The organism is Acidovorax sp. JHL-9, assembly GCF_000426205.1.
GTDB classification, from domain to species: domain Bacteria; phylum Pseudomonadota; class Gammaproteobacteria; order Burkholderiales; family Burkholderiaceae_C; genus Acidovorax; species Acidovorax soli.
Genome location: NZ_AUEX01000001.1, coordinates 77,911 through 102,517, shown reverse-complemented (window position 1 = coordinate 102,517; position 24,607 = coordinate 77,911). Strand labels below are relative to the sequence as shown.

Here is a 24,607-nt window from a genome sequence, read left to right as displayed (position 1 = left end):
ATTCAGAGAACCTTTTTCTCGCGCAGGGTGGCAATGGCCTGCGCGCCCAGACCAAGCTCGGCCAGCACCTCATCGGTGTGCTGGCCCAGGGCCGGCGGGGCGTTGCGCAGCACGGGCGGGTTGCGCGAGAGGCGCAGTGGGCTGGCCACCGTGGCCACCTGCGCGATGCCGTCGCCCGCGTCACGCGGCAGGCTCACGCGCAGGCCGCGTGCCTTCACCTGCGCATCGTCAAACGCCTGGGCAATGGTGTTGATGGGGCCGCAGGGCACGGCCTTGTCTTCGAGCAGCGCGATCCAGTCGGCGGTGGTGCGCGTGCGGGTCACGGCCTCCATGGCGGGGATGAGGTCGCTGCGGTGCTGCACGCGCAGCGGGTTGGTGGCAAAGCGCGGGTCGGCGGCCCACTGGGGCTGCTCGGCCGCCGTGCAAAAGCGCTGGAACTGGCCGTCGTTGCCGATGGCCAGCAGCATGTTGCCGTCGGCGGTGGGGAAGTCCTGGTAGGGTGCCAGGCTCGGGTGGCTGTTGCCCATGCGGCCGGGCGCCCTGCCGGTGGCCAGGAAGCCCGAGGCCTGGTTGGCCAGCACGGCCATGCCCACGTCGAGCAGCGCCATGTCGATGTGCTGGCCCTGGCCGGTGCCGTTGGTGGCGTTGTCGCGCACATGCAGCGCGGCCAGGATGGCATTGCTCGCATACAGGCCGGTGAACAGGTCGATCACCGCCACGCCCACGCGCATGGGGCCGCCGCCGGGTTCGGTGTCGGCCTGGCCGGTGATGCTCATGAGGCCCGTCATGGCCTGCACCATGAGGTCGTAGCCGGCGCGCTCGGCATACGGCCCGTCCTGCCCGAAGCCGGTGACCGAGCAGTAGATGAGGCGCGGGTTCAGTGCGCGCAGGCTCTCATGGTCCAGGCCGTACTGCTTCAGGCCGCCGACCTTGAAGTTCTCGACCACGATGTCGGCCTGCTGCGCCATCTGGCGGATGAGCGCCTGGCCCTCGGCCGTGGCCATGTCGATGGTGACCGAGCGCTTGTTGCGGTTGCAGGCCGTGAAATAGCTGGCTTGGTGGGTGTCGTTGCCGGCTTCGTCCTTCAGGAAGGGCGGGCCCCACTGGCGTGTGTCATCGCCCATGCCGGGGCGCTCCACCTTGACCACGTCCGCACCCAGGTCGGCCAGCATCTGGGTGCACCAGGGGCCGGCGAGCACGCGGGAAAGGTCGAGCACCTGGATGCCTGCCAGGGCGCCTTGAGAGGAGGGGATGGTGGTCATGGGTGTAAGTTACTATGAAATGAATAGCTGTCAGCGCTTGCTGATCAATCGCCAAAAGGCAAAAACACCGCAAGTGCGGTGTTTTTGTGCCGGACTGCAAACGCTCAGTTGGCGAACGCTGCGATGCCCGTCTGTGCGCGGCCCAGAATCAGCGCGTGCACGTCGTGCGTGCCCTCGTAGGTGTTCACCACCTCCAGGTTCACCAGGTGGCGGGCCACGCCAAACTCGTCGCTGATGCCATTGCCACCCATCATGTCGCGTGCCAGGCGGGCAATGTCCAGGGCCTTGCCGCAGCTGTTGCGCTTGATGATGGAGGTGCCTTCCACGCTGGCCGTGCCCGCGTCCTTCATGCGGCCGAACTGCAGGCAGGCCTGCAGGCCGATCGCGATCTCGGTCTGCATGTCGGCCAGCTTCTTCTGGATGAGCTGGTTGGCTGCCAGGGGGCGGCCAAACTGCTTGCGGTCCAGCGTGTACTGGCGGGCGGTGTGCCAGCAGAACTCGGCCGCACCTAAAGCGCCCCAGGCGATGCCGTAGCGCGCGCTGTTCAGGCAGGTGAAGGGGCCCTTGAGTCCCTGCACTTCAGGAAACGCGTTTTCCTCGGGCACGAACACGTCGTCCATCACGATCTCGCCGGTGATCGACGCGCGCAGGCCCACCTTGCCGTGGATGGCGGGGGCCGTCAGGCCCTTCATGCCTTTTTCGAGCACGAAGCCGCGAATCGGGCCCACAGCGCCGCCTTCGGAGACTTCCTTGGCCCAGACCACGAACACGTCGGCCACGGGGCTGTTGGTGATCCACATCTTGCTGCCCTTGAGCTTGTAGCCGCCGGCCGTCTTGTAGGCGCGCGTGGCCATGCTGCCGGGGTCGGAGCCGTGGTCGGGCTCGGTCAGGCCGAAGCAGCCAATCCACTCGCCGCTGGCCAGCTTGGGCAGGTATTTCTGCTTTTGCGCTTCGGTGCCGAATTCATGAATGGGCACCATCACCAGCGAGCTCTGCACGCTGGCCATCGAGCGGTAGCCCGAGTCCACGCGCTCTACCTCGCGGGCGATCAGGCCATAGGCCACGTAGCTCAGGCCCGGGCCGCCATACTGCTCGGGGATGGTGGGGCCCAGCAGGCCCACTTCGCCCATCTCGCGGAAGATGCTGGTGTCCATCTTCTCGTGGCGGAAGGCGTCGAGCACGCGCGGGGCCAGCTTGTCCTGGCAGTAGGCGGCGGCGGCATCACGGACGGCGCGCTCGTCGTCGGTCAGTTGCTGGCTCAGGAGGAAAGGGTCGTCCCATTGAAAAGCGGCGTGGGCCATGGCGGTCTCCGATAAAAAATCATGAATGTGTGCATCGTAGTGACCGTGCTCACCTTGAGCAAACGATGAGTTTTCATCCAGATATGCGTTTGAGGAATGTATAGGCTAGAGTTCGAGCATGCGCCGCCACATCCCCTCCACCCAGGCCCTGGCCTGTTTCGAAGTCGCCGCCCGGCACGAAAGCTATACGCGCGCCGCGCAAGAGCTGTCGCTCACGCAAAGCGCCGTATCGCGCCAGATCCAGGCGCTGGAAGAATTCCTGGGCGTGCAGCTGTTTCGCCGCACGCGCCACGGCGTGGTACTCACGCCCGCGGGCGCGCACTACGGCCGCCAGGTCGCGCGCTGGCTGCAGGGGCTGGAGCGCGACACGCTGGACATGATGGCGCACCAGGGCGAGGGCGGCACCATCTCGCTGGCGGCAGTGCCCACCTTTGCCACGCGCTGGCTCATCCCGCGCCTGCCGCAGCTGGCGCAGCAGCACCCCGACATCGTGGTGCACATCGACACGCAAACGCGGCCCTTTCTGTTTGCCGACACCACCTTTGATGCCGCGCTGTACGCGGGCACCCCCGAGCAGGTCGCCCACTGGCCCGGCGTGCAGGCGCAGCTCCTGATGCACGAAGACGTGGTACCCGTGTGCAGCCCGCGCCTGCTGGAGGCCACCACGCCGCGCGGTCGTGGCCGCGCGCACCAGCCGGTGGCGCCGCAAGCCTTGACCGAACTGCCGCTGTTGCAGCAAAGCACGCGCCCCTATGGCTGGCGCCAGTGGTTCGATGCCATGGGCGTGGACGCGCCGCATGCGCTGGACGGCCCGCGCTACGAGCTGTTCTCCATGCTCGCCGTGGCCGCCACGCATGGCATGGGCGTGGCGCTGATACCGCCCCTGCTGATCGAGGCCGAGCTGGCCAGCGGCGAACTGGTGGTGGCCTGCGCGCGCCCGCTGCGCGGCGAACGCGGCTACTACCTCGTCAGCCCCGCGCAGGCCCAGCCACCGGTACTGGCGGCGTTTGCGCAGTGGCTGCTGGGCATGGCGCAGGGCATTGCGCCAAGCGATGGGCCTGCGCCATGAAGCGTGCAGCGCCGCTGCGCTTGCTGGCGGGCGCCCCGGTGCTGCACCAGGTTTTCAGCGGGGGCGCTTGCGCTGCGCTGGCCATCGGTCTAATCTGGTGGCGTCAGTGGCATGTGGCACTGCCAGTTGGAGGACGACCATGACGAACACCTACCATGCAGCGCATTTCGACCCCACCGTGGACGAAATCGATGTACTCAAGCGGCTGGAGATGGGCGAACTCATCACCCAGGACGGCGCGCTCAGGGAGCACCTGTCGGGGCGGCTGCTGGAGTGGGGTCTCATCAGCAAGAACGCGGGCGGTGAAATGGCCATCACGCCCTCGGGGCGGCAATTGATCCGGCGCCAGGACAATTAGCGCCAGGAGCCGTTGCGCCAGCGCGGCGCAGGTGCCGGGTTTTCAGCGCAGCACCAGCACCCGCGGTGCTGGGTTGTCTGCCAGGTGGGATGTGGCGCATGCAGCCCTGCGGTACAGCCGTGGGGTGTGCACAGCGTTGGGTGGGCAGATCGTTCCGCGCATCGGGTTGCGGATCGCCGAAGCGGTCAGGAGCGCGGGCAGCATGCGATGGCTGTGCGCTGCACAATCGCTCCGTTCTTTCCAACCCGCCCACCAAGGAAAATCCTTCATGAAACTGTTCATCAAGCCCGGCGCCTGTTCCCTGGCATCGCACATCGTGCTCGAAGAAACCGGCCTGCCTTACGCGACCGAGGTGGTTGACCTCCAGACCAAGCAGACCGCCAGCGGCCAGGACTTCTGGGCCATCAACCCCAAGGGTTACGTGCCCGCGCTGCAGCTGGACGACGGCACCCTGCTCACCGAAGGCCCGGCCATCGTCCAGTACCTGGCCGACCAGGTGCCCGCCAAACCCCTGGCCCCGGCCAACGGCACGCTGGCCCGCTACCAGCTGCAGGGCTGGCTCACCTTCATCGGCACCGAGCTGCACCGCAACTTCGGCGCCTTCTTCAACCCCGCCGGCACGCCCGAATGGAAAGAGGTCTCGCGCAGCAACCTGCAGCGGCGTTTTGCCTACGTCAACGACCAGCTCGCGGGCCGCGACCACCTGCTGGGCGCCGACTTCAGCGTGGCCGACGCCTACCTCTTCACCGTGCTCGGCTGGACCGGCCGCATCGGCCTGGACCTCGCACCGTGGCCCAACCTGGTTGCCTTTCGCGCGCGGGTGGCAGCGCGTCCAGCGGTGCAGGCCGTGCTGAAGGACGAAGGCCTGGCCTGACGGATATGCCGCCACCGGCAAGGCTTTGTCGGGGTGACACGGGGCGGCGGTAGTATCCGGTAACAACTACACGCCACCCCTGCATGCCCAAGGTGGGTGCAACCATGCCGAATGGACAAGAAAAACCTCTCCGAAAGCGACATCTGCGACAAGTTCATCCGCCCGGCCATGGAGCGCGCCGGGTGGAACGGTCTGGACCAGATCTTTCGGGAGTACCCGTTGCGTGCTGGGCGTGTGGTGGTGCGCGGCAGCAAGGCCTACCGCGACAAAAGCTCGGTGCTGCGCGCCGACTACGCCCTGTTCTACAAGGCCAACATTCCCCTGGCGGTGGTCGAGGCCAAGGACAACCAGCACGCCGTAGGCGCAGGCATGGGCCAGGCGCTGAACTACGCCCAGCTGCTGGATGTGCCGTTCAGCTTTGCCAGCAATGGCGACGGTTTCGTCTTCCGCGATGCGACCCTGGCCACCGGCGTGCTGGAGCAGAACCTCACCCTCGAAGAATTCCCCTCGCCACAAGAGCTGTGGAACCGCTACTGCGCCTGGAAGGGCTGGACGGCCGAAGAAAGCCGCGTGGCTGGTTTTGACTACGCCCCCCACAAGACCCCGCGCTACTACCAGCTCAACGCCGTCAACCGCGCGGTCGAGGCCATCGCTGCCGGGCAAAACCGCGTGCTGCTGGTCATGGCCACCGGCACCGGCAAAACCTACACCGCGTTCCAGATCATCTGGCGTCTGTGGAAGAGTGGCGCCAAAAAGCGCATCCTGTTCCTGGCCGACCGCAACATCCTCATCGACCAGACCATGGTCAACGACTTTCGTCCTTTCAAGGGCGCCATGGCCAAGCTCAGCCCTAACGCCAAGGGCGTGGAGCGGGTCGATGCGCAGGGCGTGGTGTCGGTCGAAGACGTGGCCCTGGCCGTCCACAAAACCACCAAGCTGGTGGACAAGAGCTACGAGATTTACCTGTCGCTCTACCAGGCCGTCACCGGCACCGAGGAAGAGCGCAACATCTACAAGCAGTTCAGCCCCGACTTTTTCGATCTCATCGTGGTGGACGAATGCCACCGGGGCAGCGCGGCCGAAGACTCGGCCTGGCGCGACATCCTCACCTACTTCGGCAGCGCCACGCAGATCGGCCTCACGGCCACGCCCAAGGAAACCAAGGACGTTTCCAGCACCGACTATTTCGGTGAGCCCGTCTATACCTACAGCCTCAAGCAAGGCATCGAAGACGGCTACCTGGCCCCGTACAAGGTCATCCGCGTCGATTTGGATAAGGACACCTTCGGCTGGCGCCCCACGGCAGGCATGGCCGACAAGCACGGCCACGCCATCGAAGACCGCATCTACACCGGCGCCGACATGAACCGCAAGCTGGTGCTGGAGCAGCGCGACGTGGCCGTGGCCGCCAAGATCACCGAATACCTCAAGGCCACCGACCGCTACGCCAGGACCATCGTCTTTTGCGAAGACATCGACCACGCCGCGCGCATGCGCCAGGCGCTGAGCAATGCCAACGCCGACCTGTGCGCCACCCAGCCCAAATACGTGGTGCAGATCACCGGCGACAACACCGAGGGCAAGCTGGAGCTCGACAACTTCATCGACCCCGAGAAAACCTACCCGGTCATCGCCACCACCTCCAAGCTCATGAGCACCGGGGTCGATGCCCAGACCTGCAAGCTCATCGTGCTGGACCAGGGCATCCAATCCATGACGCTGTTCAAGCAGATCATCGGCCGGGGCACCCGCCTGCGCGAAGACCTGGGCAAGACCTGGTTCACCATCCTCGACTTCAAGCGCGCCACCGAACTGTTTGCCGACAAGGACTTTGACGGCGAGCCCGTGCAAATCTACGAGCCCGGCAGCGGCGACCCCGTGGCGCCGCCCGATGCGCCCGCGATCTCAGATCCATCCCAACCCGTTCAGCCTGAGCCTGTCGAAGGCCACCACCAGGACCCGTTAGGCCTCTTCGCGGGCGGCGGCGAAGCCCCGGACGGCCCCAAGAAATACATCCTCGGCAACAACGTCACCGTGGCCGTGGCCCGCGAGCGCGTGCAGTACCTCAACGCCCAGGGCAAGCTCATCACTGAAAGCCTGCGCGACTACACCCGCATCAACCTGCTGAAGAAATACGACTCGCTCGACCAGTTCCTGCAGGCCTGGCAACAGGCCGACCGCAAGGCCGCCTTGCTACAAGAGCTGGAGGGGCAGGGCGTGCTGCTGGAGGCCCTGGCCGACGAAGTCGGCAAAGACCTCGACCCGTTCGACCTGCTGCTGCATGTGGCCTACGACCAGCCCCCGCTCACCCGCAGCGAGCGCGCCCGCCGCGTGCAAAAGCGCAACGTCTTCACCCAGTACGGCCCCGTGGCCCGCAAGGTGCTGGAGGCTTTGCTCGACAAGTACGCCGATGAAGGCATCGCCACCATCGAGAGCAACGAAGTCTTCAAGCTCCAGCCCTTTACCGACATGGGCAGCCCCGTGGAGCTGGTGCGCAGCTTTGGCGGCCGGGCACAGTATCTGGGCGCTCTGCGTACTCTCGAACAAGCACTCTACCAATCCAACCCGTTTTGATAAGCGATGACCCTTCAGATTGACCAAATTGAAGCCCTGCTGATCTCACGCGGCTACCGTGTGATCCACGAAACCAGCAAGAAGCGCGGATTTCGACTCGGCCAACACCAACCCGTCTATCTCAATCTCACATCGAAAACCGGTGAAACCGCGCTCATCGCGCATCCTGAATCCGGCATTGACGCACTGCGCGACCAGCGGCCAGACCTGCGGGTGAGCAGCGACTACTTCCACTCCAGCAACATGGTGCAGTTCCCAAAGCGGATGCACGGGGGCGCACAGCCCATCTCTTACGGCTGGGGACTGACGTTTGAATCCCTGCTCGCCATCGAAGCATGTCTGGACCACCTTGAGGGCAAGCCCGACGTTACATCAACGCTCAGCAAAGAAAGCCCCCACGCCGAAGCAAGCCCCGCCAAGCTACCTCTTGGCGCGGACCTACTCACCACCACATCGAGGCGGAGCGGTCACGACCAGTTCAGGGATGCCCTGCTGGACTACTGGCGTGGCTGCGCCATCACGGGCTTGACCACACCCCGCCTGCTGCGCGCATCTCACATCAAACCTTGGGCCAGCGCCGAGCCAGATGAAAAGACGGACCCCTTCAATGGTCTGCTGCTGGCGCCGCATTTCGATGCTGCCTTCGATGCGGGCCTCATCGCCTTTGACGACGAAGGTCAGCTGCTCCTGTCCCCCGAATTAAGCTCGGAGGACGCAGCACGGCTGGGCATCCGCACCGGCTTGCAACTGAGCCGTGTCGATGCCCGGCATCGGCCTTACCTAGCCTTCCATCGCCAAGAAATTTTTGTCAGTTGATATGTCCAACCTCACCCCCGTCATCAAATCCATCCAGGACATCATGCGCCAGGACAGCGGCGTCGATGGCGACGCCCAGCGCATCAGCCAGCTCACCTGGCTGTTGTTCCTGAAGGTGTTTGACGCGCTCGAAGAAGAGCTGGAGCTGACCCGCGACCACTACGCCAGCCCCATCCCCGAGGCCATGCGCTGGCGCAACTGGGCGGCCGACCCCGAGGGCATGACAGGCGACGCGCTGCTCGACTTCGTGGACAACCAGCTCTTTGCCACCCTCAAGAGCCTGAGTGCCGACCCGGCCCGCAACCCGCGCGGCTATGTGGTGCGCGGCGTGTTTGAAGACGCCTACAACTACATGAAAAGCGGCCACCTGCTGCGCCAGGTGGTTAACAAGCTGGGCGCCATCGACTTCAACCGCCAGGCCGAGCGCCACCAGTTCAACGACCTCTACGAAAAAATCCTGAAGGACCTGCAAAGCGCAGGCAACGCGGGCGAGTTCTACACCCCCCGCGCCGTCACCCAGTTCATGGTGGACATGGTCAACCCGCAACTGGGTGAAATCTGCCTGGACCCCGCCACCGGCACCGGCGGTTTTCTTGTCTGCGCCATCGAGCATTTGCGCAAGCAGGTGCACAACGCAGAACAAGAAACCGTGCTGCAAAACAGCATTCGCGGTGTCGAGAAAAAGCAGATGCCCCACATGCTGTGCGTCACCAACCTGCTGCTGCACGGCATCGAGGTGCCCAGCCAGATCCGCCACGACAACACCCTGGCCCGCCCCCTGCGCGACTACACCGCCGCCGACCGCGTGGACGTGGTGCTCACCAACCCGCCCTTTGGCGGCGTAGAAGAACCCGGCATCGAGCAAGGCTACCCCGCCGACGTGCGCACCAAGGAAACGGCCGACCTGTTCCTGGTGCTCATCAAGCACCTCCTCAAGACCAACGGCCGCGCCGCCCTGGTGCTGCCCGACGGCACCCTGTTTGGCGAAGGCGTCAAAAGCCGCATCAAAGAGCAGCTGCTCACTGAGTGCAACCTGCACACCATCGTGCGCCTGCCCAACGGGGTGTTCGCGCCCTACACCGGCATCAAGACCAACCTGCTGTTCTTCACCAAGGGCCAGCCCACGCAGCATGTCTGGTACTACGAGCACCCGTACCCGCCGGGCGTCAAAAACTACAACAAGACCAAGCCCATCCGCATTGAAGAATTCGACGCCGAAAAGGCCTGGTGGGGCACCGAGGCCGACGGCTTTGCCGCCCGCGTGGAAAACGAACGTGCCTGGAAGGTCAGCATCGACACCATCCGCGCTGCCAACTGGAACCTCGACCAGAAGAACCCCCATGTCGGCGAGCAGCAAAGCCACGACCCTGACGCGCTGCTGGCCGACTATGCCCGCCGGCAGGCCGAGGCCCAGGCCCTGCGCGATGAGCTCAAGGGCATCCTCGCCCAGTCTTTGGCTAAAACGGCCGCTAGCGCTTGAGGAATAAGCGCATGCTGCTATCAAATTTGGATTTACTGGCCACTGCCCCCGGTGGCGTCGCCAAGCTGCGCGAACTCATCCTCACCCTGGCCGTGCAAGGCAAGCTGGTGCCGCAAGAACCTGCCGATGAACCGGCGAGCAGGCTGCTACAGAATATTCGGGCGGAGAAGGATCGGCTGATTGCCGAGGGCAAGATCAAGCGGGACAAGCCGCTGGCGGTGATTGTGGAGGACGAAAAGCCGTTTGAGTTGCCTGAGGGGTGGGAGTGGTCACGGCTTGGATCTCTTGCATCAAAACTGACAGACGGCTCTCACAATCCGCCGCGTGACTCGGGAGCTGGCTACCCAATGCTGAGTAGTCAGAACGTACGGGAAGGTGGGATTATTGATTTCACCTCGCCAACTCGTTATGTGGATGAGGCTGATTTCCTGATCGAGAACAGTCGAACGACCGCGGCCCCAGGCGATGTTCTTTTGACAATAGTGGCTTCGCTGGGGCGTTCTGCTGTTGTTCCGAATGGTGCTCCTGAGTTTGTGCTTCAACGTAGCGTAGCTGTTATCCGCTCAGGTTTAAATTCGGCCTTTTGCTCACTGTACTTGCGCGCGCCTATTGCTCGGGCCTACTACGATTTGCATGGAAAGGGAACTGCGCAAAAGGGTATCTACCTAGGGAAGTTGGGCGCAATGCTGATTGCCGTCCCTCCCCTCGCCGAACAATCCCGCATCGTCACCCGCGTCGAAGCCCTCATGCGCCTGTGCGATGCGCTGGAGGCCAAGGGCCAGCTGGAGGCCGCGCAACACGCCCAGCTGGTCAGCACCCTGCTGGGCACGCTCACCACCAGCACCACGGCCGAGGAACTGGCCGACAACTGGCAGCGCGTGGCCCAGCACTTCGACCTGCTGCTCGACCGCCCCGAAGCCATCGACGCTCTGGAGCAAACCCTGCTGCAACTGGCCGTGCGCGGCCTGCTTGTGCCCCAAGACCCCACCGACGAACCCGCCAGCGTGCTGCTGCAGCGCATCCGCGCCGAGAAGAACCGGCTGCTCGCCGAGGGGAAGATCAAGCGGGACAAACCGCGAGTAGAGCCGGCAGTTGCTGTCGAAGCGTTCACGACACCAGCAGGATGGACGTGGGCATGCTTCCAGGACTTGTGCACCATTTCGGGCGGAGCGACTCCGAGCAAAGCGGACCCTAGGAATTGGGACGGGACCATTCCCTGGGTCAGTCCGAAAGACATGAAGGTTTCGCAGATTTCGGATGCACAGGATCACATTTCCGAGGCCGCGGTCAGAGGTAGTCTCGCGCTGATACCTTCCGGCAGTCTGCTGGTAGTGGTGCGAGGGATGATCCTCGTGCATTCATTCCCGGTTGCGGAGACGCTGGTCCCCGTGACCATCAATCAGGACATGAAAGCCCTGACGCCGCATGTGCCAGCCACGTTGCCGTTTCTTGCCTTGATCTGCAAAGGCATGAAGTTGGAGATTCTTTCTCTGGTGGACCGTTCCACGCACGGCACCTGCAAGCTGGAGTCGCCAAAACTATTTGGCCTTCCGCTACCCGTCCCCCCGCTCGCTGAACAAGCCCGCATCGTCGCCCGCGTCGAATCCCTGCGCCGCCTCTGCGCCGACCTGCGCCAGCGCCTGGCCGAGCGCCAGTCCGTGCAGGCCCGTCTGGCCGAGGCGCTGCTTCAGGCCGCCTGAAGGCCTGGCACGCGCGGTAGCTGTGCGCCGCGCGCATGCGCATGCGGCCCGGCGCCGATTGCTCAGTCGTCGTGCCGCTTCCCGTGCTTGCCCCCATGGCCGCGGCCGCGCCAGCCGCGGTTGCCTTGGTCGTCATCGTCGTCACGCTCGCGCTGGATGTAGACGGGCCGCGGGGCCACGTAGACGGGTTGCGGTGCATACACCGGGGCCGGCTGGACGTAGACCGGAGCCGGCTGGACATAGACCGGTGCGGGGGCGTACACGGGGGGCACCGGGACGACCGCCACGCCGGGCAGGTTCACGCCGATGCCCACGCTGACATTGGTGCCGGCGCTGGCGGCGGTGCTGAGGAGGAACAGGGCGCCGCCGATCAGGCCGCTGGCAGAGATTCGATTCATCGTCATTCGCTCTTTCATTCTTGTGCGGGAAACCGCAGCGTCAGTCAATCAGCACGTCGATGGTCGCGACCTGCGTGGCACCGAGGGTCAGGGTGACCACCAGGCGGATCGGCACCGGGCGGCTGAGCGCGTCGGGTGCGCTGGTGTCCACGGCGATGGTGGATGCTGCGGACGCATCCGCGCCCCCTGCCGTCCAGGGACCATAACCGAACAACGGCGGGCCGGAGGGCCGCGTTGACGCGCGAGGTGTAACCAACTGCACAGCTGCGCGCGGGCGTGAAAAAACCCGCAATGCAGGCGGGCAGGCGGGTTGCTGGGGCTCATGGCGCTGACGGCCAGAGCCATCTGACAAGGTCAGATGGTGCCCGGGGCCGGAATCGAACCGGCACGCCTTGCGGCGGGGGATTTTGAGTCCCCTGCGTCTACCAATTTCACCACCCGGGCGGGCAATTTGTGAAGACGCAAATTATGGCACAGTAGGGCGTATGAAATATCCGACGATTGAAGACGCGGTAGGCCAGACGCCGCTGGTGGCGCTGCAGCGCATTGGGGCCCAGGACAACGCAGCGCGGGGCAATGTGGTGCTGGGCAAGCTGGAGGGCAACAACCCGGCCGGGTCGGTGAAAGACCGGCCTGCGCTGTCCATGATCCGCCGCGCCGAGGAGCGTGGCGACATCCGCCCCGGCGACACGCTGATCGAGGCCACGTCGGGCAACACCGGCATTGCGCTGGCCATGGCGGCGGCCATCAAGGGCTACCGCATGGTGCTGGTGATGCCCGAGGACCTGTCCATCGAGCGCGCGCAGACCATGAAGGCTTTTGGCGCCGAGCTGGTGCTGACGCCCAAGAGTGGCGGCATGGAGCATGCCCGCGACCTGGCCGAGGCCATGCAAAAGCGTGGCGAGGGCAAGGTGCTGGACCAGTTCGCCAACCCCGACAACCCGCGCATCCACTACGAGACCACCGGCCCCGAGCTGTGGGAGCAGACGGGCGGGCGCATCACCCACTTTGTGAGCGCCATGGGCACCACGGGCACCATCACCGGGGTGTCGCGCTTCCTGAAAGAGAAGAACCCGGCCATCCAGATCATCGGCGCGCAGCCCGAAGAAGGCTCGCGCATTCCGGGCATCCGCAAGTGGCCGCAGGAGTATTTGCCCAAGATCTACGACGCCACGGCGGTCGATGAAATGGTCTATGTGAGCCAGGACGACGCCGAGGAAATGTGCCGCCGCCTGGCACGCGAGGAGGGCATCTTCGGGGGCATTTCGGCGGCGGGCGCCTGCTGGGTGGCGCAGCAGATCGCACAGCGCGAGAGCAATGCCACCATCGTCTTCATTGTGTGCGACCGGGGCGACCGCTATCTTTCCACCGGCGTGTTTCCTGCGTGATGCCATCGGCCATGGTGGCAACCGGTTTTTGATGAAATCGGCCTCTGACGATTGATTGATGGATAAGCGACAGTAGCTATAAAAATAAATAGTCTATGCATTACGAAGCACGCCACTGCACGCACTGCGGTACCGCCCTGCAAGCCATCATCCTGGCGGAAGATGGCGGCTACAAGGAGCGGCTGCGCTGCCCCGCCTGCGGCTGGACGCACTGGAACAACCCCACGCCCGTGCTGGCGGCCATTGTGGAGATGGACGGCAAGGTGCTGCTGGCCCGCAATGCGGCCTGGCCGGGCAAGATGTTTGCGCTGATCACTGGCTTCATGGAGGCGGGCGAGTCGCCGCAGGAAGGCATCGCGCGCGAGGTCAAGGAAGAGACCAACCTCGATGTGCGCTCCACCACGCTGGTGGGGGCCTACGAGTTTCTGCGCATGAACCAGATCATCATTGCCTACCATGTGGTGGCCGAAGGGGAGGTGCGGCTGTCACCCGAGCTGGTGGACTACCGGCTGTACGATCTGCCAGACCTCAGGTGCTGGCCTGCGGGCACGGGCTACGCGCTGGCCGACTGGTTGCGTACGCGGGGGCACGAGCCGGTGTTTTTCACGGCCGAGGAAAATGCAGAACGGCGGCGCGGGCTGGATGACCCACAACTGCAACTGCCAAAGGATTGAAGACCATGGAAATTCACAAAGAAATCGACACCCGGGGCCTGAACTGCCCCTTGCCCATCCTCAAGGCCAAGAAGGCCCTGGCCGACATGGCCAGCGGCCAGCTGCTCAAGGTGCTGGCCACCGACGGCGGCTCGCTGCGTGACTTCCAGGCGTTTGCCAAGCAGACCGGCAATGAACTGGTGGAGCAGAAGACGGAGGGGGTGGAATACATCCACGTTCTGCGACGGCGCTAGCCGGAATGGCTGCCAGCGCTTTTCTGGAAAACGCTGGCAGCTATTGAAAGTGAAGCGCGAGGGTTACAGCGCCAGGGCCTTGAGGTATTCGCGAAACTGCGCGCCCACCTGCGGGTGCTGCAGGGCCAGCTCTACCGTGGCTTCCAGGAAGCCTTCCTTGCTGCCGCAGTCGTAGCGCTTGCCTTCGTATTGAAAGGCATACACCGCCTCGTTCTGCATCAGGCGGGCGATGCCGTCGGTGAGCTGGATTTCGCCGCCCACGCCGCGCGGCTGGTTGCGGATCTCGTTGAAGATGCCGGGCGTGAGGATGTAGCGGCCGGCCACGCCCATGCGCGAGGGGGCCACGTCGGCCTTGGGCTTTTCGACAATGCGCTCGATGCGGATCAGCGGGCCGCCGGCGGGCTCGCCCGCCACGATGCCGTAGCGGTGGACCTGGTCGAGCGGCACCTCCTGCACGGCAATCACCGAACGCCCCTGCTGGCGAAACGCGGTGGCCATCTGCGCCAGCACGGCTTCGCCACCGGGTGGGCCCACCATCAGGTCGTCGGCCAGCAGCACGGCAAAGGGCTCGTTGCCCACCAGCGCCTCGGCGCACAGCACGGCATGGCCCAGGCCCAGCGAGCGCGGCTGGCGCACAAAGGCGCAGTCCATGTCGTCGGGCTGGATGGAGCGCACCAGCTCCAGCAGCTCTTTCTTGCCGGCGGCTTCCAGCTCGGCCTCCAGTTCGTAAGCGGTGTCGAAATGGTCTTCGATGGCGCGCTTGCTGCGGCCGGTGACGAAGATCATGTGGCGGATGCCGGCTGCGTAGGCTTCTTCCACGGCGTACTGGATGAGCGGCTTGTCCACCACGGGCAGCATTTCCTTGGGCGATGCCTTGGTGGCGGGCAAAAAGCGGGTGCCAAGGCCCGCCACAGGGAACACGGCTTTGCGGACGGGGGTGTTGTTGGGCTGGATCATGGTGCGTGCGGTGGGTGGTGAAAAGAGCCTTAGCCCAGGCGGGCCAGCTGGTCGCGCAGGCGGGCCAGCGTGGCGCCAAAGTCGGCGATGCGCTTTTTCTCCTGGTCGATCACGGCGGGCGGGGCCTTGGCCACAAAGGCCTCGTTGGAGAGCTTGTTGTGGGCCTTGGTGATCTCGCCTTCGATGCGGGTGGCTTCCTTGGACAGGCGGGCCTTTTCGGCGGCCACGTCGATCTCCATGTACAGGCACATACGGGCCTCGCCCACCACGGCCACGGGCGCGGCCTGCGCGGCGGCGGCCCAGGCGGCCTCGTCATCAAACACCTTGACCTCGCTGAGCTTGGCCAGGGCCTGCAGCACGGGGGCCACGCCGCGCATGAAGGCAGTATCGCCCACCACGAACAACGGCAGGCGGGTGGAGGGCGAGACATTCATCTCGCCGCGCAGGGCGCGGCAGGCGTCCACCAGGCCCTTGACGCGGCCCATGTGGGCCATGGAAGCCTCGTCGATCTTCTCGGGCTGGGCCTCGGGGTAGCGGGCAATGCTGACCGACTCGCCCTTCAATCCGGCCACGGGTGCCACCGTCTGCCACAGGGCTTCGGTGATGAACGGGATGATGGGGTGGGCCAGGCGCAGGATGGCTTCGAGCGTGCGGATCAGCGTGCGGCGCGTGGCGCGCTGCTCGGCCTCGGTGCCGTTCTGGATCTGCACCTTGGCGATCTCCAGGTACCAGTCGCAGTACTCGTTCCAGACGAAGTCGTAGATCGTGTTGGCCACATTGTCCAGGCGGTACTCGGCAAAGCCCTTGGCCACCTCGGCCTCGGTCTTTTGCAGCAGCGAGGTGATCCAGCGGTCGGCCTGGCTGAAGTGCATGTAGCTCTCGGTGCAGCCCTGGCTTGCGTCCAGCCCGCAATCCTGGCCTTCGCAGTTCATCAGCACAAAGCGGCTGGCATTCCAGAGCTTGTTGCAGAAGTTGCGGTAGCCCTCGCAGCGCTTGCTGTCGAAGTTGATGCTGCGGCCCAGGCTGGCCAGTGCCGCGAAGGTGAAGCGCAGCGCATCGGCGCCATAAGCCGGAATGCCCTCGGGGAACTCCTTTTGCGTGTTCTTGCGCACGGTGGGCGCGGTCTCGGGCTTGCGCAGGCCGGTGGTGCGCTTGTCGAGCAGGGGCTCCAGCGCGATGCCGTCGATCAGGTCCACCGGGTCGAGCACGTTGCCTTCGGACTTGCTCATCTTCTTGCCCTGCGCGTCGCGCACCAGGCCGTGGATGTAGACATGCTTGAACGGCACGCGGCCCGTGAAGTGCGTGGTCATCATGATCATCCGGGCGACCCAGAAGAAGATGATGTCGTAGCCCGTGACCAGCACGGAGGAGGGCAGGTAGAGGTTGTAGTCGTCGGTGGCCGCGTCACCCTGGTTCGGCCAGCCCATGGTGCTGAAGGGCACGAGGGCGGAGGAGTACCAGGTGTCCAGCACGTCCTCGTCGCGGCGCAGCTGCTTGCCCGGGGCCTTGGCCTGGGCCTCGGCCTCGTTGCGGGCCACGATCACGTTGCCGTCCTCGTCGTACCAGGCGGGAATCTGGTGGCCCCACCACAGCTGGCGCGAGATGCACCAGTCCTGGATGTTGTTCATCCACTGGTTGTAGGTGTTGACCCAGTTCTCGGGCACAAAGGTCACCTCGCCGCTGGCCACGGCGTCGATGGCCTTTTGCGCAATGCTCTTGCCGGTGGCGTCGCCCGCGCCCACCTTGCTCATGGCCACGAACCACTGGTCGGTGAGCATGGGCTCGACCACCTGGCCGGTGCGGGTGCAGATCGGCACCATGAGCTTGTGCTTCTTGGTCTCGACCAGCAGGCCCAGGGCTTCGAGGTCGGCCACCACGGCCTTGCGCGCCACGAAGCGGTCCATGCCCTGGTATTTGGCCGGGGCGTTCTCGTTCACCGTGGCCTGCAGCGTGAGCACGCAAATCATGGGCAGCTGGTGGCGCTGGCCCACGGCATAGTCGTTCTGGTCGTGCGCGGGCGTGACCTTGACCACGCCGGTGCCGAATTCCTTGTCCACATAGTCGTCGGCAATCACCGGGATCTGGCGGTTGCACAGCGGCAGGTTCACCATCTGGCCGATCAGGTGCTGGTAGCGCTCATCCTCGGGGTGCACCATCACGGCCACGTCGCCCAGCATGGTCTCGGGGCGCGTGGTGGCCACCACGAGCTGGCCCGAGCCGTCGGCCAGGGGGTAGGCGATGTGCCAGAGCGAGCCGTCTTTTTCTTCGTTCTCGACTTCCAGGTCGGAGACGGCGGACTGCAGCTTGGGGTCCCAGTTGACGAGGCGCTTGCCGCGGTAGATCAGGCCCTGCTCGTACAGCTTCACGAAGGTGTCTGTGACCACCGCGCTCAGCTTGTCATCCATGGTGAAGTATTCGCGGCTCCAGTCCACGCTGTCGCCCATGCGGCGCATCTGGGTGGTGATGGTGTTGCCGCTCTTTTCCTTCCACTCCCACACCTTGGAGACGAAGTTCTTGCGCGCCTCGGGAGGCGTGGGGCCCATGTCGTAGCGGCTGATGCCCTGCTCCTGCAGCTGGCGCTCCACCACGATCTGCGTGGCGATGCCGGCGTGGTCGGTGCCCGGCACCCAGGCGGTGTTGAAGCCGCGCATGCGGTGGTAGCGCGTGAGGCTGTCCATGATCGTCTGGTTGAACGCATGGCCCATGTGCAGCGTGCCCGTCACATTGGGGGGCGGCAGCTGGATGGCAAACGACGGTGCGCCGGCCTGGGGCGTGCCCGTGCCCCGAACGCCCGCTGCGCCGTAGCCGCGGCGCTCCCACTCGGGGCCCCAGTGGGTTTCCAGGGCGGCAGGTTCGAAGGACTTGGAGAGGCTGTCGAGGCCGGGTTGGGCAGTGGTGTCGCTCATGGCGGAATGGCAAATGAAAACGGCATCCCCAAAGGATGCCGTCAGGTTGACTGGGGCGGGATGTGCTGATTTTACCGGCCCGCCCGCACAGGTCGCCCATACCGTGTGGTTTTGAGTTTTTTTGGCCGCTAGCGCTTATTCATAAAGCCCCAATAGCTATCAAATGAAGAGCGACCTTGCTGTGCGCGCAAGCAGCCCTGGCGGGTCGTCGCCAGGCTGCTTTCCGCGTGCAATCAACGCAGCTTATTGCTTGACGGCTTCGACCTGGATCACCAGGCGCACGTTCTTGGGGAAGCCCCAGTCCACGCCGTAGTTGATGCCGAATGCCGTGCGGTCAATGGTGGTCTCGAAGTCGCCACCGCAGACTTCGCGCTTGAGCATCGGGTTGTCGTAGCAGGCGAACTGGTTGGCCTTGAGCGTGACGGGCTGGGTTTTGCCGGCGAGCGTCAGCTTGCCATCGACCGCAGTGACCTTGTCGCCGTTGAAGTGGAATTTGTCCGAGACAAACTTGGCCGTGGGGTACTTGGCCACGTCAAAAAGCTCGGCACTTTGCAGGTGCTTGTCAAAGGCCGCGGTGCCCGTGTTGACCGAGGCGACGTCAAGAGTGATTTCCACCTTGCCGCTCTTGCCCGCCTTGTCAAATTGCACGGTGCCTTCCTTCTTGTCGAAGCGGCCGCGGTTGGTGGTGGCGCCAAAGTGGCCGATCTCGAAGGTGGCAAAGGTGTGCGTGGGGTCAATGGCGTAGGTAGCGGGGGCTGCTTGGGCGGCAGTGGCCAGCACGGCGGTGGCGGCAAGGGCGAAAAGGGATTTGCGCATCAAAAAACTCCTGAATGAAAAGGATGGGGAAACAGGGGGAAGCGGAAGAAAAACGATCAGAGCTTGCCTACGCCGGAGAGCGCAAGCTTGAATTTCACCTGCACATCGTCGGCCACCATGGAGGTGTCGGCCCATTCGTTCTCGCCGATCTTGAACGCCAGGCGCTTGAGTGGCAGCGCGCCGGTGGCCATGGTGGTGGCGCCGTTTTGCACCAGCGTGACCGGCACCACCACGTCGCGGGCTACGCCCTTGATGCTGAGCTTGCCGGTCACCTCGAATTTGCCTGCGCCCAGGGCCTTGATGGCGCTGGACTGGAACGTGGCCTGCGGGAACTGGGGCACGTTGAACCAGGTGGGCTTGGGCAGTTCGGAGTCGGTTTCGCGCGAGCCCATGGTGGCGCTGCCGGTGTCCACCGTGAAGGCGATCTTGCTGGTGGCCAGCTTGGCGGGGTCAAAACTGACCTGTGCGTCGAACTTCTTGAAATGGCCTTGCAGTGGCACGCCCATCTGGCGCGCGGTGAACTGCACTTCGCTCTGGGCGGGCACCAGCTTTTGCTGCGCCAGTGCAGGCTGGGTCGCCAGCAGGGCGGCGCTGCCCAGGGCCAGGGCCGAGAAGAAGGAAGAAACTTGCATGGGAGGCACTCCTGAAAAATGGGGCGACGGGGATCAGCGGCGGCCCGGCAGCATGCGCTGCAGCAGCCCGTCGCGGTCGATGAAATGGTGCTTGAGCGCGGCAGCCACATGCGCCATCACGAGTGCGGCCATCGCCATGGCGCTGAGCTTGTGCAGTGGTTTCAGTGCCTCGGCCAGATCCGGGTTGACCGGGGCGAAGTCGGGCAGTTGCCACAGTCCGAGAAACACGATGGGAAAGCCTGCCGCCGAGCTGTAGGCCCAGCCCAGCAGGGGCACGGCGAAAAACAGCAGGTACAGCAGGTGGTGCGCGCCTTGGTGCGCCACCTGCTGCCACCGGGGCATGGCGTTTTGCACGCGGGCAGGCAGGTGCGGTGGCCGGTGCACCAGACGCCAGGCCAGGCGCAGCAGCGACAGCACCAGAATGCTGATCCCGGCCCACTTGTGCCAGTTGTAGAGCTTCAGGCGCTGGGGTGAAAAGGGCAGGTCGGCCATGTACAGGCCGACGCCAAAAAGGGCGACCAGCGCCATGCCCAGCAGCCAGTGCAGCAGCATGGCGGTGTGGGTGTAGCGTGGGGCGGCGAGCGCCTGGCCGGGGTCGGAGGAAGGCATGTCGGTGAAAGCGTTGGGGGGTTGTCCGTGGCGTGAGGCTGCACGGTGTGCAGCACTTGCCAGGTGGACGTCGTGCAGGAATGGCTCCAGTTTAGGGAGTCATGGGACGGCCGGGTTTCAGATGGATTGACGGTTCAATTCAAAAAAACTGAATTGATCGACTGTCTGCGCTCAAAGTTCCCCAATGCCCGTTGCGCAGAGAGGCTGGCCGCCAGGGCGGCGGCCCACTGCGCCAGTGCCGCTTCAATGCGCGAGCGCGGCCTTTTTCCAGGCGGCTGCGGCAGCTTCGCTGTCGTTGCGGTGCTCGGCCAGCTCGGCGAGATGGCGCCAGGCGCTGGCGCGCAGGCTGGCGTCGGGCAAATGCGGGGTGGCCTGGGTCAGCAGTTGCTGCGCCTTGCCCCACAGCTCGCGTTGCAGGCAGGCCACCCCCGCCAGGTATTGCAGGCGGGCATCGCGCGGGTTGGCCTGCTGGGCGGATTCGATGCGTGCCAGCCAGGGGGCATCGAGCGTATCCAGGGCCGATTCGAGGGCCCGCACCAGTTTGAGTGCATGCTGGTCGGGCAGGGCATGCGGCTGCTTCACCATGAAGTCCCAGGCCGGCTGCAGCCAAGCCCTCACCTGTGCCGGTTCGCCCCCCAGGGTTGCCAGGCGCTGGGCAGCGTGGATGGCCAGCTCCGGCATGCTGCGCTCGGACTGTTCCAGGTGCAGCCAGGTCTGTTGCAACTGGGCTGTGTCGTGCGCGCCATTGATGAGCTCGATGGCCAGGCCGCGCACAATGCTTTGCGCGGCGCTGGCCGAGAAGGCGTGGTGCTTGCACAGCAGGCGCGCGGTGTCCAGCGCGTCTTGCGTCTGCCGCGCCAGGCGGGTGGCCTTGAGCCGGATGCGCAGCGCCAGCGTGCGCCGGGCGGCGCCCTGCGGCAAAACGGCGAGTCGTTCGAGTGCGGCAAGGGCGTCGCGGTCATCCAGCAGCCAGCGTGCGGCACGCATGTGCACGCCTTCACGCAGTTCCTGCTCGTGCGCGGTGCCGCCTGCCGCCACCTGGCCCAGGGCCTGCTGCAAATGGGTGTCGCGCGTGGTGCGGTCCTGCAGCGCGTGGGAGCTTTCGGCGGCCACCATGTGCGCCATGGTCCTCAGGTGGAGGCCGTGGGGCACTGTTTCACCGTCGGTGGTGAGTGCTGCTTCCTTGGACAGGGCCGTCAGTGCCGCCTTGCGTGAGCGGATGAAGCGACCGGCGAGCATGTGCGTCAGGGCATCCAGCATGGCGCCGTGCATGGCGCGTTCTTTTTGCTGCACGCGCCACCGCAGGGCCTGGCGCGGCAAATCCAGCAGGGCGGCCAGCGCGCTCATCGCGGCATACACCGTGACAAAGGTGCTCACCAGCAGCAGCACCACCATGTTCAGGGACAGGTCGATGCGGTAGGGCGGCCAGTACAGCGTGATGGTGCCCTGGTTGTTGCCCGCAAACAGGGCCGCGGCCACGGCCACGCCAAACAACGCCAAAAGCCAAAGTGCAGCACGCATGTCAGTGATCCAAAGCGTCGCGCACACCCACAGCCCGGGCAAGCGGCGCGCACCCATGCCAGTGCCACCGTGGAACTGGCTTCGCCAGGCCACGGGTGGTGCCCCCCCTTGGGGGGAAGGCGCGAAGCGACTCAGGGGGGCTCATCATCTTCCGGCGGCCGCCGTGGCCAGTGCAGAGAGGGTTTCATCCAGACGGGGCTGCTCGGCGGCCTTCATGCTGGCCTGGGCGGTCTGCAGCAAGGCGGCGGCGGCCTGCGTGCGGCGCGATGCAGGGTCGAAGTACTTGTTGAGTGCCGCGGTGGCGGCGGCCAGGTCGGCGCGGGCCGATTCGAACTGGCGCGCCAGCACCCCCAGACGGGCGTTGAGCAGCTTGAGCTTGAGGTTCTCGCGCAGGAAGAAAGTCTGCTCGGGGGCCAGCAAAATGGCCTCGGGCTGGTCGATGCGGCTCACGCGCACCAGGTTGCGGGCCTCGTCGCGCACGACCTCCCAGCTGCGCCGCAGCGTGGTCTGCCACCAGGCTTGGTCACCCTGCGGGGCTGCCCCCGCGTTTGCCGGGCCGGGGGCTGCGGCTGCCAGGCGGCGCGTGGCGGCGGCCTGTGCCACGGCGTTCTGCACGGGCAGTTCATCCACCTGGCGCACCAGGTCGTCGAGGCGGACCAGCAGGCCGGCGGTGTCGGTGACGGTGGCGCGGGTGAGCCGGTCGAGGTCACGGCCGATGGCGCGCTGCACCGGGGCCAGGCGGGGCTGTGCCGCGCGCTCGATGCGCTGGTTTGCGCTCTTGAGCGTGGCCACCAGGGGTTCGAGGCTGCCCGTGAGCTGGGCCTGCTGTTGCGCCAGGCGGATGGCCGATTCAATATCGACCACGAGGTTTTCGTCGCGCGATCGCGACAGGCTTTGCATGAGTTCTTCGAGCTGGCTGCGCTGCAGTGCCACCTCGCCCACCCGGGCTTCGGTCACCGAGAGGCGGGCGGCCGTGTCGCGCACCAGTTCTTCGGCCTGGCGGGCCACGGTCCGCGCTTCGACGGCCTGGGCGCCTGCATCGGCCGACTGGCGCGCCAGCTGCTCCTGGATGGTGTTGAGCTTTTGCCACAGCAGCCCGCTGCTGACCAGGGCCGCGATGGCCACCGCGCCCAGCAGGTAGGTGCCGACGCCGGTGTGTCGCGGCGTGGCGACCGGGGCGACGCCCCCCGCCGGGCCCGCGCCGGATGCGGCGCTCACCGGGGTGCCGGGGGCGGCTGGGGTGGACGGATCGATGGAGGGCTCGGGGCTCATGCCGCCGATTCTATCGAGGCCATCACGTCGTCCAGTGCGGGCCGGCATTCCTGTACCTGGCCAAAACCGGCGGCGCGTGCCGCTTGCGCAATGCGCGGGTGCGTGGCCAGGGCGCGCGCTGCCTGCAGAGCCAGGCCTGGCACGGCGCTGGCCAGGTGCGTGAGGGCTTCCGAGCTGCTGAGCAGCCACCACGATCCGTCGCTCGCGGCCGCATGGGCCAGCGCGGTCTGCTCGGGCGTGAGGTGCGGGGCGCCGCGGGTGTAGGCCACCACAAAATCCACCGTGGCACCGGCCTGCTCGATCTGGCGTGCCAGCCAGTCCCGGCCCTGGCCCGGACCGGGAGCCGAGCCCTCGGAGCAGCCGCGCACAATGAGAATGCGGTCGCCTGCGCGCACCTGCGGCGCCACCCGCTGCCACAGTGCTTCCGAATCAAACTGCAGGGCATCGGGCGCAGGGCTGTCGATGCGCTCGCGCGGAACCCCCGCATGCACCAGCGCCTGCACGGTTCCGGGGCCAGGTGCCCATGCTCTTGTTTTGATGGCCGATGGCGCAATCGCATCAGGCGCCAGAGGCTCTTGTTGTGCAAAGAAATAGTCCGCGGCATTGCCGCTGACAAACATGGCGGCGCGGTAGCGGTCGAGCTGTGCGCGGGCCTGGGCCAGCGCGGCCCGGGCAGCGGGGTCGGCACAGGGCCCAATGGCAATCAGGGGCAGCGCCGCGGCGGCATGGCCGCGCGCGCCCAGTTGCTCCACCCAGCGCACTGCCTCGCGCGCCGGTCGGGTGACGATGATGCGGGCGCCGGCCACCGCAATATCAGCCGGCCACCGGGTCCACGCCCCGGGCACCACCGGCGCGCAGGCGGGCGGCGATCTCGACGCCCAGGGCATCGGCCGCCGCCAGCGTGGCCACCGGGGCGCTGGCGCTGGCGCGCACCAGCGGCGTGCGGCCGTCGGGGTCGCCCCAGGCGGCGTCCAGGTGCAGGGTGCCCTGCTCCAGCCGGCCATGCGCGGCCAGCGGCATCGAGCAGCTGCCGCCCATGGAGCGGCTGACGGCACGTTCGGCCGTCACGGTGAGCCAGGATTCCTGGTGCGCCAGCGGCGCCAGCGCCGCCATCAGGTCCTGGCGGTCGCTGCGGATCTCGATGCCCAGGGCGCCCTGGCCTGCGGCGGGCAGCATGTCGGTGGTGGCGAATTCGGTGCGGATGCGATCCTGCAGGCCCAGGCGCTTGAGGCCCGCGGCCGCCAGCACGATGGCGTCGTAATGGCCTTCATCGAGCTTGCGCAGGCGCGTGTCGAGGTTGCCGCGCAGGGGCTCGATCCTGAGGTCGGGCCGCAGGGCCTGCAGCAGCACCTGGCGGCGCAGGCTGGAGGTGCCGACCACCGCGCCCTGGGGCAGGGCGTCGAGCGATGCATAGCGGGGTGAGACAAAGGCATCGCGCGGGTCTTCGCGCTCCATCACGCAGGCCAGGGCAAAGCCTGCGGGCAAATCCATGGGGACGTCCTTGAGCGAGTGCACGGCGATATGGGCACGGCCTTCTTCGAGCGCCACCTCCAGTTCCTTGACGAACAGGCCCTTGCCGCCCACCTTGGAGAGGCTGCGGTCCAGGATCTGGTCGCCCTGGGTGGTCATGCCCAGCAGCGATACGGAGTGGCCGCGTGCGCGCAGCAGGGCCTGCACATGTTCGGCTTGCCACAGGGCCAGGCGGCTTTCGCGCGTGGCGATCACCAGGGAGAGGGGTTGTGTCGGGCTCAATTTCGTAACCTATTT

The 24,607-nt window shown here is 65.8% G+C and carries 23 protein-coding genes and 1 tRNA gene; 10 read left to right on the top strand and 14 right to left on the bottom strand.

All coding sequences use genetic code 11. The annotated features are described in order from the left end of the window. Positions 1 to 2: 2 nt before the first annotated feature. On the bottom strand, positions 3 to 1,262 hold the full coding sequence (locus K225_RS0100450; protein ID WP_026434565.1) for a CaiB/BaiF CoA-transferase family protein: 1,260 nt from the start codon (positions 1,260 to 1,262) through the stop codon (positions 3 to 5). A gap of 104 nt (positions 1,263 to 1,366) precedes the next feature. Further along, positions 1,367 to 2,563 (bottom strand): acyl-CoA dehydrogenase, encoded by a 1,197-nt coding sequence (locus K225_RS0100445; RefSeq protein ID WP_026434564.1) that lies wholly within the window; start codon positions 2,561 to 2,563, stop codon positions 1,367 to 1,369. 118 nt (positions 2,564 to 2,681) lie between these two features. Here K225_RS0100445 and K225_RS0100440 point away from each other — a divergent pair, with 118 nt between their 5' ends. The 7 genes from K225_RS0100440 (at position 2,682) to K225_RS21510 (ending at position 11,434) form a co-directional block, all read left to right on the top strand. After that, the gene (locus K225_RS0100440) at positions 2,682 to 3,632 is read left to right on the top strand and encodes a LysR family transcriptional regulator (RefSeq protein ID WP_026434563.1); all 951 of its coding nucleotides are present in this window, start codon (positions 2,682 to 2,684) and stop codon (positions 3,630 to 3,632) included. Positions 3,633 to 3,771: 139 nt separating this feature from the next. Continuing rightward, on the top strand, positions 3,772 to 3,990 hold the full coding sequence (locus tag K225_RS0100435; protein WP_026434562.1) for a hypothetical protein: 219 nt from the start codon (positions 3,772 to 3,774) through the stop codon (positions 3,988 to 3,990). 268 nt (positions 3,991 to 4,258) lie between these two features. After that, the gene (gene gstA / locus K225_RS0100425; protein ID WP_026434561.1) at positions 4,259 to 4,864 is read left to right on the top strand and encodes a glutathione transferase GstA; all 606 of its coding nucleotides are present in this window, start codon (positions 4,259 to 4,261) and stop codon (positions 4,862 to 4,864) included. Positions 4,865 to 4,975: 111 nt separating this feature from the next. Beyond that, positions 4,976 to 7,438, top strand: a complete 2,463-nt coding sequence (gene hsdR / locus K225_RS0100420) for an EcoAI/FtnUII family type I restriction enzme subunit R (protein WP_026434560.1) — start codon at positions 4,976 to 4,978, stop codon at positions 7,436 to 7,438. Between the two features lie 6 nt (positions 7,439 to 7,444). Further along, on the top strand, positions 7,445 to 8,254 hold the full coding sequence (locus tag K225_RS21420) for a DUF2002 family protein (RefSeq protein ID WP_051248539.1): 810 nt from the start codon (positions 7,445 to 7,447) through the stop codon (positions 8,252 to 8,254). A gap of 1 nt (position 8,255) precedes the next feature. Beyond that, positions 8,256 to 9,734, top strand: a complete 1,479-nt coding sequence (locus K225_RS0100410) for a class I SAM-dependent DNA methyltransferase (RefSeq protein WP_026434559.1) — start codon at positions 8,256 to 8,258, stop codon at positions 9,732 to 9,734. A gap of 11 nt (positions 9,735 to 9,745) precedes the next feature. Then, positions 9,746 to 11,434 carry a restriction endonuclease subunit S gene (locus K225_RS21510; RefSeq protein WP_081679561.1) on the top strand — a complete coding sequence of 563 codons (1,689 nt, stop codon included), beginning with the start codon at positions 9,746 to 9,748 and terminating at the stop codon, positions 11,432 to 11,434. Positions 11,435 to 11,496: 62 nt separating this feature from the next. Here K225_RS21510 and K225_RS0100400 read toward each other — a convergent pair whose 3' ends face one another. From K225_RS0100400 to K225_RS0100390, 3 genes are all read right to left on the bottom strand, one after another. After that, entirely contained in the window at positions 11,497 to 11,832 is a 336-nt protein-coding gene (locus tag K225_RS0100400; protein WP_034711448.1) for a hypothetical protein, read from the bottom strand. Between the two features lie 40 nt (positions 11,833 to 11,872). Further along, the gene (locus tag K225_RS22065; protein WP_155885196.1) at positions 11,873 to 12,088 is read right to left on the bottom strand and encodes a hypothetical protein; all 216 of its coding nucleotides are present in this window, start codon (positions 12,086 to 12,088) and stop codon (positions 11,873 to 11,875) included. Positions 12,089 to 12,191: 103 nt separating this feature from the next. Beyond that, positions 12,192 to 12,276: transfer RNA gene (locus K225_RS0100390), tRNA-Leu, on the bottom strand. Between the two features lie 41 nt (positions 12,277 to 12,317). Between K225_RS0100390 and cysM the strand changes: the two genes are divergently transcribed. The 3 genes from cysM to K225_RS0100375 all read left to right on the top strand — a co-directional run bounded on the left by cysM (position 12,318) and on the right by K225_RS0100375 (position 14,127). Continuing rightward, positions 12,318 to 13,220, top strand: coding sequence for a cysteine synthase CysM (cysM, locus tag K225_RS0100385; RefSeq protein WP_026434557.1), 903 nt, complete (start codon positions 12,318 to 12,320; stop codon positions 13,218 to 13,220). Between the two features lie 95 nt (positions 13,221 to 13,315). Then, positions 13,316 to 13,894, top strand: coding sequence for an NUDIX domain-containing protein (locus K225_RS0100380; protein WP_026434556.1), 579 nt, complete (start codon positions 13,316 to 13,318; stop codon positions 13,892 to 13,894). Positions 13,895 to 13,899: 5 nt separating this feature from the next. Beyond that, the gene (locus tag K225_RS0100375; protein ID WP_026434555.1) at positions 13,900 to 14,127 is read left to right on the top strand and encodes a sulfurtransferase TusA family protein; all 228 of its coding nucleotides are present in this window, start codon (positions 13,900 to 13,902) and stop codon (positions 14,125 to 14,127) included. Positions 14,128 to 14,190: 63 nt separating this feature from the next. Here K225_RS0100375 and galU read toward each other — a convergent pair whose 3' ends face one another. The 9 genes from galU to hemC all read right to left on the bottom strand — a co-directional run bounded on the left by galU (position 14,191) and on the right by hemC (position 24,592). After that, complete coding sequence (galU, locus tag K225_RS0100370; RefSeq protein WP_026434554.1) at positions 14,191 to 15,084, bottom strand: UTP--glucose-1-phosphate uridylyltransferase GalU; 894 nt, start codon at positions 15,082 to 15,084, stop codon at positions 14,191 to 14,193. Positions 15,085 to 15,113: 29 nt separating this feature from the next. Next, positions 15,114 to 17,990: a valine--tRNA ligase gene (locus K225_RS0100365; protein ID WP_026434553.1), complete on the bottom strand. Its 2,877-nt coding sequence runs from the start codon at positions 17,988 to 17,990 to the stop codon at positions 15,114 to 15,116. Positions 17,991 to 18,233: 243 nt separating this feature from the next. Then, positions 18,234 to 18,806, bottom strand: coding sequence for a YceI family protein (locus K225_RS0100360; protein WP_026434552.1), 573 nt, complete (start codon positions 18,804 to 18,806; stop codon positions 18,234 to 18,236). 56 nt (positions 18,807 to 18,862) lie between these two features. Then, positions 18,863 to 19,438: a YceI family protein gene (locus K225_RS0100355; protein WP_026434551.1), complete on the bottom strand. Its 576-nt coding sequence runs from the start codon at positions 19,436 to 19,438 to the stop codon at positions 18,863 to 18,865. A 33-nt stretch (positions 19,439 to 19,471) separates the two neighbouring features. Then, a complete protein-coding gene (locus tag K225_RS0100350) occupies positions 19,472 to 20,047 on the bottom strand; it encodes a cytochrome b (protein WP_026434550.1) in 576 nt (191 codons plus the stop codon). 243 nt (positions 20,048 to 20,290) lie between these two features. Then, positions 20,291 to 21,568, bottom strand: a complete 1,278-nt coding sequence (locus K225_RS0100345; protein ID WP_026434549.1) for a heme biosynthesis HemY N-terminal domain-containing protein — start codon at positions 21,566 to 21,568, stop codon at positions 20,291 to 20,293. Between the two features lie 144 nt (positions 21,569 to 21,712). Then, complete coding sequence (locus K225_RS0100340) at positions 21,713 to 22,840, bottom strand: uroporphyrinogen-III C-methyltransferase (protein WP_026434548.1); 1,128 nt, start codon at positions 22,838 to 22,840, stop codon at positions 21,713 to 21,715. Continuing rightward, positions 22,837 to 23,646 (bottom strand): uroporphyrinogen-III synthase, encoded by an 810-nt coding sequence (locus tag K225_RS0100335; protein WP_238323153.1) that lies wholly within the window; start codon positions 23,644 to 23,646, stop codon positions 22,837 to 22,839. The genes K225_RS0100340 and K225_RS0100335 overlap by 4 nt, the downstream gene beginning before the upstream one ends. Before the next feature lie 7 nt (positions 23,647 to 23,653). Further along, complete coding sequence (gene hemC / locus K225_RS0100330; RefSeq protein ID WP_026434546.1) at positions 23,654 to 24,592, bottom strand: hydroxymethylbilane synthase; 939 nt, start codon at positions 24,590 to 24,592, stop codon at positions 23,654 to 23,656. Positions 24,593 to 24,607 lie beyond the last annotated feature (15 nt).

What these genes read in the sequence shown, in the direction of transcription:
- K225_RS0100355 (WP_026434551.1), bottom strand. Translation starts at nt 19,438, where the DNA reads ATGCAAGTTTCTTCCTTCTTCTCGGCCCTGGCCCTGGGCAGCGCCGCC.
- K225_RS0100380 (WP_026434556.1), top strand. Translation starts at nt 13,316, where the DNA reads ATGCATTACGAAGCACGCCACTGCACGCACTGCGGTACCGCCCTGCAA.
- K225_RS0100440 (WP_026434563.1), top strand. Translation starts at nt 2,682, where the DNA reads ATGCGCCGCCACATCCCCTCCACCCAGGCCCTGGCCTGTTTCGAAGTC.
- K225_RS0100435 (WP_026434562.1), top strand. Translation starts at nt 3,772, where the DNA reads ATGACGAACACCTACCATGCAGCGCATTTCGACCCCACCGTGGACGAA.
- K225_RS0100410 (WP_026434559.1), top strand. Translation starts at nt 8,256, where the DNA reads ATGTCCAACCTCACCCCCGTCATCAAATCCATCCAGGACATCATGCGC.
- hsdR (WP_026434560.1), top strand. Translation starts at nt 4,976, where the DNA reads ATGGACAAGAAAAACCTCTCCGAAAGCGACATCTGCGACAAGTTCATC.
- K225_RS0100345 (WP_026434549.1), bottom strand. Translation starts at nt 21,568, where the DNA reads ATGCGTGCTGCACTTTGGCTTTTGGCGTTGTTTGGCGTGGCCGTGGCC.
- K225_RS0100375 (WP_026434555.1), top strand. Translation starts at nt 13,900, where the DNA reads ATGGAAATTCACAAAGAAATCGACACCCGGGGCCTGAACTGCCCCTTG.
- K225_RS0100365 (WP_026434553.1), bottom strand. Translation starts at nt 17,990, where the DNA reads ATGAGCGACACCACTGCCCAACCCGGCCTCGACAGCCTCTCCAAGTCC.
- galU (WP_026434554.1), bottom strand. Translation starts at nt 15,084, where the DNA reads ATGATCCAGCCCAACAACACCCCCGTCCGCAAAGCCGTGTTCCCTGTG.
- K225_RS21420 (WP_051248539.1), top strand. Translation starts at nt 7,445, where the DNA reads ATGACCCTTCAGATTGACCAAATTGAAGCCCTGCTGATCTCACGCGGC.
- gstA (WP_026434561.1), top strand. Translation starts at nt 4,259, where the DNA reads ATGAAACTGTTCATCAAGCCCGGCGCCTGTTCCCTGGCATCGCACATC.
- cysM (WP_026434557.1), top strand. Translation starts at nt 12,318, where the DNA reads ATGAAATATCCGACGATTGAAGACGCGGTAGGCCAGACGCCGCTGGTG.
- K225_RS0100350 (WP_026434550.1), bottom strand. Translation starts at nt 20,047, where the DNA reads ATGCCTTCCTCCGACCCCGGCCAGGCGCTCGCCGCCCCACGCTACACC.
- K225_RS21510 (WP_081679561.1), top strand. Translation starts at nt 9,746, where the DNA reads ATGCTGCTATCAAATTTGGATTTACTGGCCACTGCCCCCGGTGGCGTC.
- K225_RS0100400 (WP_034711448.1), bottom strand. Translation starts at nt 11,832, where the DNA reads ATGAATCGAATCTCTGCCAGCGGCCTGATCGGCGGCGCCCTGTTCCTC.
- K225_RS0100450 (WP_026434565.1), bottom strand. Translation starts at nt 1,262, where the DNA reads ATGACCACCATCCCCTCCTCTCAAGGCGCCCTGGCAGGCATCCAGGTG.
- K225_RS0100340 (WP_026434548.1), bottom strand. Translation starts at nt 22,840, where the DNA reads ATGAGCCCCGAGCCCTCCATCGATCCGTCCACCCCAGCCGCCCCCGGC.
- K225_RS0100445 (WP_026434564.1), bottom strand. Translation starts at nt 2,563, where the DNA reads ATGGCCCACGCCGCTTTTCAATGGGACGACCCTTTCCTCCTGAGCCAG.
- K225_RS0100360 (WP_026434552.1), bottom strand. Translation starts at nt 18,806, where the DNA reads ATGCGCAAATCCCTTTTCGCCCTTGCCGCCACCGCCGTGCTGGCCACT.